Origin of the sequence: Ferdinandcohnia sp. FSL W7-1320 (assembly GCF_038050315.1) — a bacterium.
GTDB lineage: Bacteria > Bacillota > Bacilli > Bacillales > Bacillaceae_L > Ferdinandcohnia > Ferdinandcohnia aciditolerans.
In genome coordinates, this window is sequence record NZ_JBBPAM010000001.1 from 4,590,254 (window position 1) to 4,606,800 (window position 16,547).

Genomic DNA, 16,547 nt, shown 5'->3' on the forward strand with positions numbered 1-16,547 from the left:
ATCCAATAGATATTATTTCTCAATTTGCTATAATGAAACGTTGGTAACATTATTGAGGAGGAATATTTTTTTATGGCAGTAGAAGTTGGAAGTAAGGTACAAGGTAAAGTAACAGGCATCACTAATTTTGGAGCATTCGTTGAATTACCAGAAGGAGTAACAGGTCTTGTGCATATCAGCGAAGTAGCAGATAGCTATGTAAAAGACGTTAATGACCATCTCAAAGTAGGCGATTAGGTTGAAGTAAAAGTGATTAGTGAGAAGGAAGGGAAAATAGCTTTATCCATCAAAAAAGCTATAGAAAAACCCAAAGAACAAACCTCCACTTATTCAAAACGTCCATCTCGACCTGGAAGACCAAACAGCCATTCCAATGATTTTCGTTCTAAAGGAAATTTCAAACCAAAAGAAAGTTTTGAAGATAAAATGACAAGTTTTTTAAAGGCTAGTGAAGAAAATTTATCAACACTCAAACGTAGCACCGAATCAAAGCGTGGTGGTAGAGGCGGTAGACGCGGATAATCTAGATTTGTTTTGTCATTAAGATCATATAGGGTAGCGTCAGGATGATGCGGTTATCTTAACTTAGATGTGAGAACTATTAGAATATCAATGGTTCTCACATCATTTACATATATTCGATGTAAAGGTTTAAATAAGTTTGATTATTTATGATGTCTTATAAAAATAAATTAACGCCACCGGTAGCTTGAAAAACTACTTTTTCTATTTATTTGTATTTAATTTTTCCCACTCACTTAAATACATCCGTTTTGTTATTTTATTAGGATTTTCGAGTTTACAAATCAATTCCAAACTATTACCATCAGGGTCATTAAAATGAATTTTAGCGTGAGCATAGTTATCATGTGCCATTACAAAAGGTTCTACTGGCTCAAAGCCAAAAGCCTCCCTTGGTTCACATCCTTTACTTTTGAGCCAACTAACCGAATTTTTTAATCCTTCTAACGATACTTGAAATGCTATGTGTCTTATTGAAGGATGATATTCAAGTTCTACCTTATCGGTTTCCCATAAGCCCAACCAGCTTTTATTTTTTTCAATCCATAAAAATGCCAAACTATCCTCTACGCTGTGGTCAAACTCTAAACCAAGTTCTTTATAAAATTCGATAGACCTTTTCAAATTACTTACTGGTAAATGTGCTTCGTATAATCCTTTAATCATTAATAAAACCCCCTTGTATTAATAATACAACCATATAAATTTATTACTTCAGAGAATAGTTATAAATTCTCTACAACTTTATATGTAGAATAAAGAATGATTATATTTTACTCTACAAACATCCATTAGCACACTAAGGAAAACCGATACAATAGTAAAGTTCTTTATTCTTAAAATTTGTCATAGACCTTACCACGTAATTTCAATAATTCATCCTTCAGACGTTTGTTTTCTTCTTCAAGTTTTTTTATTCGATTATTTTTAGCTACGATAAGCGAATCTTTATTGGCATCCGTCATATTACGTTTTATGGTTTGCGGTGTATTTAACCCTTCTTGCTGCTTTCGTAATCTTTCTATTCGGTTCCGTATTTCTTGATTGTTATAGAGAAAAGCCTTAGATACACCTGATTCCATGGCAACTTGATTAAAGTTAATTTTAGCCTTCGTTTTGATAAGACTTTGAATAGCCTTGTCTACCTTTTGAGCCGCCTCTTGGCTTTTCATCTGGGCATGTTTTTTTACACCTTCGGTATTTCTAATATGCTTACTTCTCATGAGTGCGTTCCTCTCCAATATATTCGCGGCCTTTTTTCCCGGCTAAATGATGGGATGTACCATTCTTCAAAGTTTCTAGAATAGGCTCTAGGCGATCTAGAGTGGTTTGATTCTTATCTATCCATACTTGTCGCCCCAAAGCCCTGCCTCGCTCAATTATATTTTTTACTTCCTTAATTTCCGTTTCAAATTGGGGTATAAATTCGGGTGTTGTACAGAAATTACGACAGGATAGACATGGGTTCGCTTGAGTAGGGCATGGCTGCTTAATTGGTTTCATACAATAGCCAAGCTCCATCTTTACAGCGTCTAAATTATGGCGTATATATTCCCATTCAATGATGTCTTCATTCTCAATATCCGTAAGTTCAACTTTAACTGGTCGTTTGTTTTCAATGTCTATCCGAAAAATACCTTGTTTTGTAGCTTCTTCCCAAGATTTACGCATGGTAGTATCGAGAATTTTTGCATAATGTAAAGTCATTTCAGGGGAAGCGTGGGCCATCCATTTTTGAACATGCAATATGTTCATTCCGTTATTAAGAAGCTCTACACCCTTGGTATGCCGGAAGGCATGATTTTTAATAAAAAAGGGATTCCCTGAATCGTCAACTATGTTTTGTTCTTCGGAAAAGCGCTTCAAACTTCTGTGAATGTCATAATAATTATAGGGTCTGCCTCTCCGGACACCTTCCAGCTGTACGAATAAATAGTTTTTAGGATTATTAATTGTATTGCTTTGATCTTTAGTCACTTTTATTACAGCTTCTACTACCTCTGCTACTTCTTTTGTAATTGGTACACGATGATTCATTACCTGTGTTTTCCTTATATCCCCGCATAAGTACCATCCTTGAGATGTTTGTTCCAAACAATTATCGTAACGTAGATTAAGAATATCTGATATTCTCCAACCAGTAGCTCGAAGTAATACAATAATCGGTACGTATTTTGATGGTTTTAAGAACTCTAGCTTTTCCTCAATTTGTTGAAGAACCCCTTCAGGAATATATTTGATATCATTTTCAGACTTTTTTATCGGTCTAGGGATATCTTCTTTAAATAACAATAGATTTACAGGTAACGCAGGCGCTTCATCGAATTGCAGTTTTTCAATTGTTTCCAAGAATACATTTAGGACAATTAAATAACTTCTCTTTGACTGTATTTTTTCATGAAACTTCTTATTATGAAATATTAGATAATCTTCGATATCCTTTCGTGTTAAGGCATTTAAATCCTTCCAAGAAGGATTTTTATCATGTATAAATGTCAAAAATAACTTTAATATTCTAACGTCAAGATTACATTGGCCCAGAGATAAATAACTGATCCTAAATTTTAAATATCTTTTTGCTAAAGGACGAAAGGGATTAGGGATATCCTCGAAATTCAGGATATGTCTTGATTCGTGATCGGGAAATCTTGCACCAGGAATATTTCTAACATCCCAGATATCTTTTTCAAATTCATCTCTTGTATCATAGAAGTCTTTATAAAACAAAAATAAACGATTAAGTAGATTTTCGTAATTAGAAAGTTTCCTTCTCCCATAAATTCGTATGCTCAAACCTAATTCACTTAAATGTGATCTTAACTGCATCAAAGCCTTGTTTATGTCTAAATCTGCAAAACTATTAATATTGGGATAAAATTTCTTAATGAATTTAGAAAGCTGTTTAAAAGATCTGGCATAATTATGTATAGCTGAGTACAATTGCAGATCATCTTTTTGAATACGAGTAAGAATAAAAAATTTAATTTCATTTTTAAGCTTAGATGGAAGTACCGAAAAATCCATTTTGCGGTGGGTTTTTCCCCATTCTGATTTTCTAAAATCATTAAAAGCTGCATTTTCTGCATCCCAAATATCATTTTCAAAATATCCAGTGACTTTTCTGGTAATTTCATTGACTTTACCTTCTGGTAATAAGTATTCAACGGATAAATTCATTCGTCATTCCCCTTATATTCTTTGTTGATTTTCATTCGTTCTTGAGCGTTTTCCCAGTCTTTTCGAATGTCTTCATCCGAAGGATGGATATACATCTGCATTGTTGTTTGTATATGGGCATGGCCAGCTCGATTCATTAAATGTTCATCTCTCCAACCAGACTTTCTGAGTTCTGTTAATGATGTATGGCGTAACATATGTGGTGTGAAATAAATGCCTGTTTTTTTACGTATTCGTTGAACCAGTGCTACTACATCGGTATATTCTAACGGTTGTCCTTTATTTTCTCCTGACAGTTTAATTAAAACGTGATTTGTATCAACTTCATCAGTATGAAATTGAGCAATATAATCAAAGTACATATTAATTAGATCCTCAGATACATCAATACTACGGGGACTACATACCGTTTTAATTTCAGCTAGATTAAGCAATTCGCCCCGATCACGTATATGAATTTTTCTCGCATCGACTTCGAAATCCTCAAGCCATAAAGTAAGTGCTTCACCAATACGCATAGAACTTTCCCAAAGGAGCTGTATTAAAAATAGATCCCGTAGATTTCCACAAGCATTCATAATTAGTGCAATCTGATCTTTTGAGAGTGTCTTCGGCTGCTGTTTAGGCACTTTTAATTTCAGAATATGAGAGGTAAAGGATTTATTTTTGTTTATATGGTGCAGAAAACTTTTAAACCCCTTGCGGGATCCAGATACTTGTTTCTTTAAACGTTCTGTCAGCTGAATACTATAGTCCTCATGTCTCATTAGGTAGTCATAAAATCCGAGAACAGTATTGATGATGATATTTACTGTCTTCGCTTTTCTAATTGGCTGTTTAGGGAAGATAGGGGACACTTTTACATCCTGGTGAGGGTTTTGTAACCACCGCATAAAATCCGCCATTTCATCTATTCCGATATCACGATAATCTTTGTTTATTTGTTCTAGGAATTCAAAGAATAGTTTTAACTGATATGAGAATGACCGTAAGGTATTCCGTGAAGCCCCACTATTGTCCTTAAACTTTAAATACTGTAAAACTGGTTGGACTGGCTCATTGTCATTATCTAGTAACATGTACCGAGTCTTTCCTTCTTTTGTGCAAAGGGTAATTACTCTCATGAAGTCCATCCTCCTGTGGCTGAATTGTCTAAAATGGCATGATTCCCAATTGATCTTCTAATTCAGCTTTTTCTTCTTGTAGTTTTACAATTTGCTTTTTAAGATCGGTAATTTCTTCTAGTAATCTCCCAATCATAGTTTGATCATCAATGCCTTCCTCAAAGGCTGTACCTTCCAATCTGTATGCTTCTATAAATCTATAAACTTCTTCCTCCAAAACTTCGTATGCTCCACCGTTTTCAATGCTTTTAATATTCCCCTCACTTATCCAATGGCTTACCATTTCTGTATCACATTTGAAACCATACGAGTGTAACAGAGCTGTTGTTTCTTTTAGGTTGAACGTATTCATGATTGTTGGATCCTCCTGATTAATGATGTTTTTTCAAGTCTTTTCTGCTTATTAAGGGAACCATCAAATCTTCCAAGTCAGCCCCTTAAACATAAGCTTTCTTAATTTACTATAAATACTATAAAACTGAATATAGTTATCTGGGATTTAAAGAAACAAAAAAACGGATAACTTTACATTGAATACTGTAAAGTCATCCGTTATGGATGGTTAAGATAAGTGCGGATTTACAACGTTAAGAATTTGCCCATAATAAAAACCCCAATTTTATCTATGAGATACAAAGATAAAATTGAGGTTTTTTTTTTTACTAAAGCACCCGATCGTAATATAAGGTTAGCCGGATTTTTCTGGTTGACCTATTTAGCTCTATAACTTAGTTGAAATTTTTAATTTATTTGGTGGCCTCATCGTCCATTGACCTAAATACAAGGATCCAAAATCTTCATTGGACTCAATTGTTATTAATTTCGAATTTCACCCATTGCACTTTCTTCAAGTCGTCAACTTCGACAGTTTTTACGTTTATCTTATAGCGGCTTCCTTTGCCCGATACAAACAAGGTTGTCGTCCCATTATGAAGGTGTCTCCCTTGCCACCGTTGCGTTTTACAAGTGTTTCAATATTTCTTTGGTTTCCGCTTCGTCAACTTTTAGAAATGAATCCAATTCGTCAACCTTGTCCCCGTTCAATTGTTCCGACACGCCGAACGGTTCGCCCACGCCATTGACAACAACGTTAATATCGTTCAACAATTCCGTAATATATTGTTCTGCTTGGTGATATCGTTCACTTGCAGGCTTCCAATGTCTAACCGCTTCACGTGTAGATTCAAATGAATCCCGATTAGGATCTTCGGGGTTGAAGTTTATATGTTTCGTTCTTTCATATTGTTCGTGTTGGATAACCGCCGCAAGCATTTGCAATTTGTAGAAATCTTTTTCGAGGTCAACACCTTCAACCCGAATATATTCGTCCACGACTGAAAGGATTCCGAATGACTGCATATAATGATCATATTCCGGCGGATATCCCTCTTGTATTAGATTTTCGTCGGGTTCAGCCGTCCAATGCATTAACGTATTCGCGATATAATCTTTCACATTCGTCGGGAAATCGGGTGCGACTAAATCCTCTGTTGTCGATACGTCTTTCCATTCCTTCGTTGGCACTGATGGTTGATCTCCTTCTAACGCTTTAACTTCCTTCAATATTTTTTTATGACCATTCTCTGTTACTATCATCACTTCTACTTCTTTCAATGGGCTAATGGCATACCAAAACCTTTTATCTCCTTCGATTGTAATAATTTTTGCTTGCTCCTCACCTGCGTATACTTCTATTATAGAATTATCACTTAATACCCCAGAATAAATATAGGGTCTTTGGTTCATAGAAGACCAGTTAATACGTGAATCCCCCCCCGCTCCCCTTGTTTGTTTCCATTCCCATTGATTATCCTGTTTCTCAAAATAAGCAATGTAAATCTGTTCACCGTTATTGTTATTTTCTTTAAAAACTGCAATAGCATCATCTTTCTGAACTGCATTTAACTCTGTATGAATAAGTGTGTACGAATAGTTTTTTTCTTGTTTATGCATTTCTTCCATCTTTTGATGAAAATATTCTTTAAATGTTCCTATTTCAGGAACAGTTGCATTGTCTGAATCTCCACTTATTGGAATAAAAATGACACAAAATAATATTAAAGCAGCTATACTTGCTACCCCAGCTGTTATACGGTTCATTAAATCTCTTCTTCTCTTCTTTAATTCAAAACTTCTTGAAAACTTCATAAGGTTATCATGAATATTATTTTGTTTATTTATATCAAAATCCTTCTCATAATCTGGTTCTGGAAGCGTTTGTAAATCATCAACCACTTGGTTTACCCACTCATTATCTTTCATCTTGAATGTCCTCCTTCTTATCCTTTAGGGCCTTTAAGGCTCGGTGATAAGTAATACGTACCTTGTTTTCATTCCAATTTAAAATGTCTGCTGTTTCAGAAACAGATAAATCCTTTATGGCCCTGAGAATGATCACATCACGATAGTTGGACTTTAATGAATGAATTACTTTATATAAATTTCTATTATTTTCGTTCAATTGAAGCATGATGTCTGGTGTTTTCTCCTCTTTGGGTTCATAAACTGTGAAACTAAAAACATTTTTAATTCTATTCCGCTTTCTTTTTCTAATCTCATCAATTCCAACATTTCGTGCAATCGAAAAAAGCCAAGTTTTCACGCTTGATTTCGATTGATATGTATCAAATCCTTTGATTGCACGTATAAAAACTTCTTGAACTAAATCATCTATATCTCCTGATCCAACATAATAAAACAAGAAATGGTATACATCTTTGTTGTATTGATAGAACCATTCTGAAATTTTGTCACTGATCATCCATTTCTCCTCCATGGTATATTATTCAATAATTAGTCGAATCAACTGTCTTAATTATTTCACTTTTGCTTAAAAGGTTTTATATTTTCCATTATTTTTTTGCATAAGGGCAATTACTCTGACTTTAAAAAAATAAAGAAGCTTGGATTAGATGCACCAAGCTTCCAGAAAGATTATAATTTTACAAGAGATTACACTGTGCTTTTTTCACTAAAGCACCCTTTAGTTGAATAACCTCTGCGATTATTCCTTATTTTTTTTAAAAAAGGCTTATCGACGTTCGATAAGCCACTTCCATACATATTGTATTATTTTGATAATGCGATTTTTATATGAGCTAAGTGATGCTCTTCGTGCCAAGCTAACTTTGCAACTTTTGTTGCAACCTTTATTTTACCGTTTATCTGGTGGGTAAAAGTCCGATTTGATTGCTCTTCAGTTAAACTATGTCCTAAAGATACGATACGTTCATTTATACCTTCTAACATTTTAATAGAACTTTCTACAGAAAGCTTTGTATCCGGTTGAATAGCCCACTTTTCTTCGTCAAAAGCTGGAACTGTTGGATTCTCATCTGTTAAAGCCAGCTTCAAACGTTGATACATATTCAACTGAGAATCTGCAATATGATGAACAAGTTGACGAACTGTCCAGCTACCTTCACGATAAGTTTTGCTTAATTCCTCATCACTTAATGAATCGACAGTTTCTCTTAACCGAACCGTGTAAGTTTCGATTTCCTTTAGCCATTCTTGAATATTTTCTAATGTTACTTTTTCATGTACTTGTAGTTTCCCAATTGGATATCTTACATCCATTTTCAATCCCCTTTTCACTATTCGTTATTTTTTCACTTATTTACTAATAACTAAATTATCTCATAATCCTCGTTATAATTTAACTTAAATATCTAATTACCTTATTTAGTGTTATTTAAGAAACTGGTCCGATTGTTGAATAAGAACTAAAGCCAATTTTTAAACTATCCTGCTTCGATAGTTTAATAGGATTCTTACGTTTAAATTTCTAGAATCAGGTCAATAATTCCTTTAAAAATAGAATATTAAAGGGAGAGATATATTTTGTTACTATCAAAAGCATGGGATACTTACGAATCGGATAAGCGAATAGAGGGATTTTCACCCCAAACTTTAAAAGCATATCAACTTCAGGTCACTTTACTAATTCGTCATTTTGGAGATGTAGAAATTGATTTACTTTCAACAGACCAATTAAAAGCTTACCTCTCCAAGTCTAGTAAAACATTAAAACCCTCATCATTAGCACATCGTGTTCGTTCAATGAAATCACTCTTTCGTTGGACACATGAAGAAGGACATATCAGTAAAAATCCAACAGCCAAGATTAAAGAACCAAAGTTAGGGAAAAGAATCCCAAAATTTTTAACAGATAGGGAAATTGAACATCTACGAGAAGTTTGTTTTACACCTATGGAGAAAGCTCTATTTGAGTTTATGTTTTCAACAGGTTGTAGGATTGGTGAGATCTTAACACTCGACAAGAATAGCGTTAATTGGTCTAATCACTCTGCAATTGTTAAGGGTAAAGGTGATAAGGAAAGGGAAGTATATTTTAATATTCGTTGTGACATTTGGCTTAAACGATATTTAGAAAGCCGAGAAGATAATGATGCGGCTATCTTTGTAACCGAAAGACATCCTCATCGAATGAGCAAAGCACAAATGAGATATATCATTAAACGAATATCAAAACGGGCGGGTATTAACAAGGTAATCCATCCGCACCAACTAAGACACAGTTATGCGACACACTTACTAAATAATGGGGCACCCATTGAAGTGATACAGAGTTTGATGGGACATGAGAAAAGTGAAACTACTCGAATATATGCCGAGCTAAGCGGTCGTCTCAGAAAGGAGTTTTATCAAAAATATTTCTAACTAATTTAATGGAGCAACTTGTTTTAATAACTGGTTGCTCCATTAAACTATTGCACCCTTTAGTTCAACAAGCTGTTTCTGTTTTTATTTGTATTTATCTAGGATTGCAATAAACCACTTTTTGATTAGGTGTTCCACTGAATAAATTCACTCCTCAGATTAACAATAACCTTAGTGTTATCATTTAACACTAAACTTCAATGTGGAGGGATATACTTTGAATATTCTTTTTAGCTTATTATCAACCATATTTATTATGGGTATTAGAGCAGCATTCTTAATTAGTAGTATAACTTCCAGATTAACATCTTTGTTAAGAATGCCATCTTTAACTTAGGCAATGAGTATTCCACAAGTGTTGTCTATTTCGCATTGTTGTTATAAAAAGGTGAGCATATATTATTAAAGGGTTCCGTTTTGAGGTGCTTTTTCAAAAATTGCTTATAGAATGACATAATATTTGACATTCAAAATGGCACAATAAACAAGAAAAAACTCGTCGATTTTGACGAGTTTTTTTATTGGTCATAATTTTTCATTTTATTCTCTAAATTTTTGTGTAAGCTACTCTACAAATTCATCAAACGATAAAAGCCCTTAAAGTAACGTGCGTTTTTGTTCAATAAGAAATCTTATTTCCAAATTAATACATCAGAACGTATATTCGTGTTATAATTTCATTATTAAGCTAACTAGGGGGAGAATAAATGAAATTAAAAAACATCAAAGTTGAAGAACGAATGGAACATTATAATGTAAACGGTTTAAGTATTGCACTTTTCGAAGAAGGGCAAATCAGTGGAACAGAAAGCTATGGTTTACTTGAGGTAAAAAGTGATAGAAAAGTTAGTGATGATTCTATTTTTAGTGCGTGTTCCATTAGTAAATTCCTAACTGGAATGATAGTAATAAAGTTACTAGAAGAAGGGTATCTTGATCTGGATGAAGATGTAAATGAAAGACTTGTTACTTGGAAAGTGCCTGAAAATGAATATACAAAAAACAAAAAAGTTACTTTAAGAAACTTGCTTAGTCATCAATCTGGAATCAAGGACCCTGAAGGTAGTTTTCCAGAACTAAAACCAGATAAAGGTCTTCCTTCGATGGTTGAATTGTTAGAGGGAAAATCCGATTATTGTATAGTTCCTATTGAAGTTCAAATAGAGCCAGAGAGTGAATTCCATTATTCAGATGCAGGGTATTGTATTATTCAGCAACTAATAGAAGATGTAATGAAAATGCAGTTTTATCAAGTGGTAAATGAGTTCATATTTAAGCCATTGGGAATGGAAAGTAGCTTTTTAAATACAACGATGTTAGAGATAGATAAAAGAGAATTTTCTTGTGGTCATAATAAAAATGGTAAATTGGTAGAAGGAAAATACCCTATCTACCCCTATCCAGCAGCTTCAGGATTATGGACGACTTCATTAGATTTAGCTGTATTAGTCCTTGAGCTAATAAATGCTTTAAAAGGAGAAAGTAAAATTGGAATATCAAAAAGTTTAGCTAAAGAAATGATAACCTCTCAAAGGGGGAAAAACTGGGCTGGACTAGGTGTATTTTTAGAGGGTTCCGAAAAAGAATTAGAAATTACATCAATGGGTTGGGGAGTAGGTTTTCAGTGTATGATGGTGGCGTACCCACGCATAGAAAAAGGTGCCGTCATTATGACGAACGCAGAATTAGGTGTTCATCAATTGGAAGGGATTATTGGAGAGATTTATAATTCTCTTATATCTTAACAAGCGTTACTTTAAGGGGGTGGATAGGGTGCAAATAGCATTAGCAGTTCCAACTCAAATATCTGAAGTTGTGACTTTCTTTAATGAAAATTTAGACCGTAATAACAGTGCAGTTTATTCTGAAGAGTTTGTATGTCCTCTTGGAATTCAAGCAGCTATAAAACGAAAGCAAATGATAGTAGCAACTGTGGAAGGTCAAGTAGTGGGAGCATTTCGTTTTTATCGAAAAAAAACACAAAATAAAATTTCTTTATATCAATTTGCGATAAGTGAGGTTTATCGTGGTACAGGCTTATTAAAAAAGATGTTAACAATGATAAATGATTTACCAATCGTTGCATTATGCCCGACAGATTCAAAATTCAATGACTACTTTCATAAGATGGAATGGAAATTTCAGAATCAAAATGAAGAATTTAAAACGTGGGTTTTTAATAATTAAAGTTGAATAAGGGATTATAAATAATCACAATAAATAGCTCGGTAACTACTGAGCTTTTTTACATACAAAAAGCACCGAAAATTGCGTTCTTAGTTCTTAGTTGTTCAAAATAAAAAAGGCCGTTAGTGGCCTTTTTCGTAACAAGACAATCTGGCTATTATTGCACTTGCTACACTAGTCATAAATTAATTATTCCCATTTTTAGATGAAGTAAATACACATTCTAACTATCTGAAATAGATAATATCTTTCCAATCGAATATTTTATCAGTTATGCCAATTCTTTGTGCCGGTGTTGCTAATTCTCCGAAAGCCTTATATGGCATACAAAAATTGTAATAAGTTCTTAAAATGGTTATAGCATATTGTGCATACTTAGGATTGAAATTAGAATAGATGTAACTTTTGCCATCACCCCTTGAGGTAACTAAAGGTCTTTCTAGGATTGAAATTCTTCTTCTAATTTGATTGATAAAGGTATCGGTTGATTTATTATTTACCTTTTGTATCATTCTAGCAAGATCTTTTGGTTCGTAAGAGCTAACGTCTGTTGTACAATCAACTGTTGCGTAACCAGTGTCTTTAAAAGGAAGTGGATGGACTATAGGATTTTGAGCCCATTTTCTGATTGATCTACCTTCTTTTTCTTCTTCAGAATAAAATTTATGTCTCATTAATTCTTCAGCCAACATTAATCTTGCCAATCGAGTAATATTTTTATCATCGATATTTGAATTCAATGCCCAATTTCGTATTACAGCTCGTGAGTCTTTATAATCTTCCATTGATTCTCTTAAGGATTTACTCTTATCAATTTTATATATGAAATGATGGGCATCTCCCAAATCAATCTCCTTCAAAAACACCCTCATTAAGGCCGAGATAATAGTTGAATCGTGATCTGTTGAAAATCTCCATTCTTTTGCGTTTAACATCTGTTTTAAATGCCAAAAGTGAGCAATGTTCGTGTAAGTAGAATTAGTGTGTAAACCATCTATATAGTTTGACCTACCGAAAAACTCAGACCTTTTCATCTCATATTCGGTTTTAGTTTGGGTATCAAATTCTGTTGGTGGCTGTGGAGCATATGAATATCTTAAATGACCATATCTCTGTGCAAAAGTATGAAGATGATCATCCTTATACATTTTTGTTTGTTCCGAAATTTCTTCTAAAGTGATATCCCAATCATAGGCAATGTCAGACCTAAATACATATCTGGTCAATAAATCGCTACTTATAACTACTTGTGTAGGGAATTGCTTTTCTTCTTGTTCTATAAGATATTTCGAACCAGCATTCTTTTTCCTGACATTATTAAGGTAATAAATCATCTTATCGGTATTAATCCACAGCTCATTAAATTCTTTGTCCTTCAGTTTAGTTTCGTGCCTCTCTTGGAACTCAAGGCACCTTCTATAGAGCCATTCTAATTTGTGATAATAAGTTTGTGCTCCGATATCCAAAATTTCAATAACCCTGTTTACTGGTGTTCTGTTTGTAATTAATTCTGCAAACAAAGGAAGTACGTCGTTTCTTTGTTGATGATAAGTTGTACTTTCTTTAGTAGAAGGAAGTACATTAGTGATTTTCTTACAACATTTACATTGATACTTTTGACAATTACTGCTACTTTTCCCGCATCTTCTAAATGCTTCTTTTTGTGTGAAAGGGGTTAAATCTTGATTATCGCATCCTTCCTTATGAAATTGGTATTCAGGTTCTATTGGCAAAACCGAATTAACCATTGCAAGTCTCTTGATTTCTTCAGCAATGGACCAATTAGACATTGAATTTGTTCCGCAACCTAAAACAGCTCCAAATGCGGGTTTGACAGGATCTGGATTACAAACAAGCCTGGATTGGGTACCTAATTTTGCTTGTACAGATTTATATCTTTTAGGTTTCCCTTTCACATCGTATTGCTTCTGAGGTAAACCATAATTTTTGCAATATGGATTAATGCAGCTATTCATCTGAATTTTATATTCTCGGTCTTTATACTTAACGACCACTGGTTCAAATAATGCATTTCTGAATTTGGTCGCAAATCGATTATCTGGTATTGAAGGATAATCCATTTCTCTTTTTAATCGTTCTTCCTCAGAAACGGGAACCATAACTTCAATAATCCCATCGTTTTTATTCGTTAATCTTTTCAATTTCGCCATCTATGCTTCCTCACTAAGTGCAAGTTGTTGAACAATCCTTTTGTTTCGACGTTTTTGAGTTATCCAATTAATAAAATTTTCATCTTCCAAAAGATTCTTTAAGAACATATCAACAACCTCATCTTCTGTATATCCTGTGTATTCAGCATAATGCTTTACAGTTGATTTTGTGTGTTCTGAAACACGCCAATCAGCTTTTTTCTCTAATCTCTTTTTAGGTTCGATAAATTGCATAATGACCTCCTAAATGACAATAAATTTGACACTATAATTGGCATCGAGTTTTCATTGTACAACAAGTATTGTCCGAAGTGGAAAACTCTAAACATTATGGTGTCAAAATTAAATAAAAAGGTTAAAAAACCTTGATACAATAAGAAAATGACGTATGCCAATTCATACGTCATTTCTTATGTCATTTATTAAGAAAGCACCTTAAAACGGAACCCTTTAAATATATTATGCTTACCTTTTTTAGTGATTTCGTTATTTCTAAAGAGTGTTTTTCTTCTTCGTAAAAATCAAACAAAAAATTTCATACCTCTTGATGAATTGGTAAATAATATCTTAGAGGTGACGGAATGGAAAAGGATAAGTTAAAACTCACATCTTCCGAAATAGGAACTTTATGGGGAGAGTATTTAAATGGAACAGCCGTTGATATTGTAAATAGATATATGGTCTCTATTATTGAGGATGAGCAAATTAAAGCTATTTTTGAGGATGCTATCAAAACATTCGAAAAGCAAAAACAACAAATCGTTACTTTTATAAAAAATGAGGGGTTTCCAGTTCCAATTGGATTTACTGAATCTGACCTTTTTAAAGGTAAACCGAGGTTGTTTACGGATATATTTTGCCTAAATTATTTACATATCATGACATTACATGGTTTGCTAGGACACTCCACCTCATTGGGCGTTTCTGTAAGAGAGGATTTAAGATTTTTTTACGACTCGTGTGATAATGATGGGAAAAGGATGTATCATCAAACCATTGATTTATTGCTTGAGAAAGGAAATTTTCAGAGAGATCCTTTATTTTACCCTGCCAAAAATCCTGAATTTATTTCTAGCCAAGATTTCATAGATGGATTTTTCGGAAAGGGTAGAATGTTAGCAGCGACAGAAATCATAAGCATATCTTTTAACCTTAAAAAAAGTATTATGGCAAAAACTCTTTCAATCGCATTCAGTCAAGTCGCACAAACAAAAGAAGTAAGAAAATTTTTAGAGGATGCCGAAAAAACGTCTGACCAACAAATAAAAAGTTTTTCAAAAATTATGCAAACGGATAATTTACCAGTTCCTAAGTCTTGGGAGACTGAAGTTACAACTTCAACAGATTCTCCTTTTTCTGATAAGTTAATGTTGTATCATACTGGTTTCTTATTCCAAGCCGCACAAGCGTATCACGGGGCAGGTTTAGCATCCGCAATGCGAACAGACCTTGTAGCCACTTACGAAAGCACCATTCTACAAAATCTTATGCTTACTAAAAAGTGGTTTAATATTATGATGCAAAATAAATGGTTAGAGCAGCCTCCACTTGCTCCTAATAGAAAAGAAATTGCAAAAGAAAAGTAACAGAGATAATTATTATGGTGTTTATAAATGAATAAGAATGCATTTGAAAGACTAATGTGGAGTATTGCACTTCCTGGGTTTGGGCAGTATTTAAACGGAAAGTATTTTAAAGGCACAGTTTTATTGATACTTGAATTTTTGATTAATGTACAAGCTAATTTTAATCAGGTCATACTTCTAAGTTTTCATGGAGAAATTGGGGATGCCATAAAACATGCTGAATATCAGTGGTTGATGTTTTATCCTTGTTTATACTTTTTCTCTATGTGGGATGCGGTGAAAGATGCAGGCGGAGGAAAAGACCCTTATTCTTTTCTTCCGTATGTGTTTGCTGCATTTTTTGTAACCGTTGGATTGATTTTTTCCTCGAACTTAATGATATTTGGAGTGTTATTGGGGCCTGTTTGGCTTCCAATATTGTTTGTTTTTCCTGGAATAATCACTGGATTTATTACTAGAAAAATCATAAAAAACATTCCTTAGAAAACCATCCACTATTTACAATCAAAAGTGGATGATTTTTTACGTTCCAATTAGCGAAGTTTATTAAACTAAACTGCCCCGGTAGTTAAATAACTACAAAAAAAAGGTGCGTAATCCTTCTTGGATCAACGCACCCGTTACTTTAAGTATATTTCTTCACAAATTATCTCTTTAAAAAGTACTATTTATTTATAATTATTGATAATTTATAGTTCACATGCTTATTCAAACCTACTAAGAACTCATCTAATTCTTTAGTGGAGGGGAATTTACATTCTAAAAGGTAGCAACTATCCCCACTAATTTTATAGTTATTTATTACATATTCTTTTTGTGCATTTAAGAATGTCAGATAAGGTTCGTGATACGAGCTTACTGTAATAATACTTATCATTGCGTGAATTGAATAGCCCAACTTTACTTGATTAATTTTAATGGTATATCCTTCAATGATTCCGCTATCCTCTAACTTTGCCACTCTAGCTGAAGTAGCTGGTCCAGTCAAGTGGACTTTCTCACCTAACTCTTTCATTGTTATACGACTGTTCTTGGATAGTTCATCTAGGATAATCAGATCCGTGTTATCTAACATCTATCTAATTCCTTTCATAAAT

16 protein-coding genes and 1 pseudogene are annotated in these 16,547 nt (G+C 33.6%); 6 read left to right on the forward strand and 11 right to left on the reverse strand.

Annotation, left to right across the window (positions count from 1 at the left end):
• Positions 1 to 72 precede the first annotated feature (72 nt).
• A pseudogene (locus tag NST91_RS22315) lies at positions 73 to 522 on the forward strand (S1 domain-containing RNA-binding protein).
• Between the two features lie 204 nt (positions 523 to 726).
• Here the strand turns inward: NST91_RS22315 and NST91_RS22320 are convergent.
• The 8 genes from NST91_RS22320 to NST91_RS22355 form a co-directional block, all read right to left on the reverse strand.
• A complete protein-coding gene (locus tag NST91_RS22320; protein ID WP_061792571.1) occupies positions 727 to 1,188 on the reverse strand; it encodes a VOC family protein in 462 nt (153 codons plus the stop codon).
• 170 nt (positions 1,189 to 1,358) lie between these two features.
• Positions 1,359 to 1,745 carry a DUF6262 family protein gene (locus NST91_RS22325; protein WP_341332901.1) on the reverse strand — a complete coding sequence of 129 codons (387 nt, stop codon included), beginning with the start codon at positions 1,743 to 1,745 and terminating at the stop codon, positions 1,359 to 1,361.
• The gene (locus NST91_RS22330) at positions 1,735 to 3,699 is read right to left on the reverse strand and encodes a site-specific integrase (protein WP_136381326.1); all 1,965 of its coding nucleotides are present in this window, start codon (positions 3,697 to 3,699) and stop codon (positions 1,735 to 1,737) included. Before NST91_RS22330 ends, NST91_RS22325 begins: the two co-directional genes overlap by 11 nt.
• Positions 3,696 to 4,823, reverse strand: coding sequence for a tyrosine-type recombinase/integrase (locus NST91_RS22335; RefSeq protein WP_136381327.1), 1,128 nt, complete (start codon positions 4,821 to 4,823; stop codon positions 3,696 to 3,698). The genes NST91_RS22330 and NST91_RS22335 overlap by 4 nt, the downstream gene beginning before the upstream one ends.
• A 28-nt stretch (positions 4,824 to 4,851) precedes the next feature.
• Positions 4,852 to 5,175, reverse strand: a complete 324-nt coding sequence (locus NST91_RS22340; protein WP_136381328.1) for a hypothetical protein — start codon at positions 5,173 to 5,175, stop codon at positions 4,852 to 4,854.
• Positions 5,176 to 5,783: 608 nt separating this feature from the next.
• Positions 5,784 to 7,085, reverse strand: coding sequence for a hypothetical protein (locus NST91_RS22345; RefSeq protein WP_341332902.1), 1,302 nt, complete (start codon positions 7,083 to 7,085; stop codon positions 5,784 to 5,786).
• Positions 7,075 to 7,584 carry an RNA polymerase sigma factor gene (locus NST91_RS22350; RefSeq protein WP_341332903.1) on the reverse strand — a complete coding sequence of 170 codons (510 nt, stop codon included), beginning with the start codon at positions 7,582 to 7,584 and terminating at the stop codon, positions 7,075 to 7,077. The genes NST91_RS22345 and NST91_RS22350 overlap by 11 nt, the downstream gene beginning before the upstream one ends.
• 308 nt (positions 7,585 to 7,892) lie before the next feature.
• Positions 7,893 to 8,402 carry a YfiT family bacillithiol transferase gene (locus tag NST91_RS22355; RefSeq protein WP_341332904.1) on the reverse strand — a complete coding sequence of 170 codons (510 nt, stop codon included), beginning with the start codon at positions 8,400 to 8,402 and terminating at the stop codon, positions 7,893 to 7,895.
• A gap of 264 nt (positions 8,403 to 8,666) precedes the next feature.
• Here NST91_RS22355 and NST91_RS22360 point away from each other — a divergent pair, with 264 nt between their 5' ends.
• The 3 genes from NST91_RS22360 to NST91_RS22370 all read left to right on the forward strand — a co-directional run bounded on the left by NST91_RS22360 (position 8,667) and on the right by NST91_RS22370 (position 11,693).
• Entirely contained in the window at positions 8,667 to 9,506 is an 840-nt protein-coding gene (locus NST91_RS22360; RefSeq protein WP_341332905.1) for a tyrosine-type recombinase/integrase, read from the forward strand.
• Positions 9,507 to 10,213: 707 nt separating this feature from the next.
• Entirely contained in the window at positions 10,214 to 11,251 is a 1,038-nt protein-coding gene (locus NST91_RS22365; protein ID WP_341332906.1) for a serine hydrolase domain-containing protein, read from the forward strand.
• Positions 11,252 to 11,279: 28 nt separating this feature from the next.
• Entirely contained in the window at positions 11,280 to 11,693 is a 414-nt protein-coding gene (locus NST91_RS22370) for a GNAT family N-acetyltransferase (protein ID WP_341332907.1), read from the forward strand.
• A 227-nt stretch (positions 11,694 to 11,920) separates the two neighbouring features.
• Here NST91_RS22370 and NST91_RS22375 read toward each other — a convergent pair whose 3' ends face one another.
• Complete coding sequence (locus NST91_RS22375) at positions 11,921 to 13,864, reverse strand: insertion element protein (protein ID WP_341332908.1); 1,944 nt, start codon at positions 13,862 to 13,864, stop codon at positions 11,921 to 11,923.
• Entirely contained in the window at positions 13,865 to 14,098 is a 234-nt protein-coding gene (locus NST91_RS22380; RefSeq protein ID WP_341332909.1) for a hypothetical protein, read from the reverse strand. It lies immediately after the preceding gene.
• A gap of 347 nt (positions 14,099 to 14,445) precedes the next feature.
• On the opposite strand from NST91_RS22380, the gene NST91_RS22385 reads away from it, so the two are divergent.
• Both NST91_RS22385 and NST91_RS22390 read left to right on the forward strand, forming a co-directional pair.
• Positions 14,446 to 15,450, forward strand: coding sequence for a DUF3231 family protein (locus tag NST91_RS22385; protein ID WP_341332910.1), 1,005 nt, complete (start codon positions 14,446 to 14,448; stop codon positions 15,448 to 15,450).
• 27 nt (positions 15,451 to 15,477) lie between these two features.
• A complete protein-coding gene (locus tag NST91_RS22390; protein WP_341332911.1) occupies positions 15,478 to 15,933 on the forward strand; it encodes a hypothetical protein in 456 nt (151 codons plus the stop codon).
• Between the two features lie 181 nt (positions 15,934 to 16,114).
• Here the strand turns inward: NST91_RS22390 and NST91_RS22395 are convergent, their stop codons facing one another.
• Positions 16,115 to 16,525 (reverse strand): Lrp/AsnC family transcriptional regulator, encoded by a 411-nt coding sequence (locus tag NST91_RS22395; RefSeq protein ID WP_341332912.1) that lies wholly within the window; start codon positions 16,523 to 16,525, stop codon positions 16,115 to 16,117.
• Between the last annotated feature and the right edge of the window lie 22 nt (positions 16,526 to 16,547).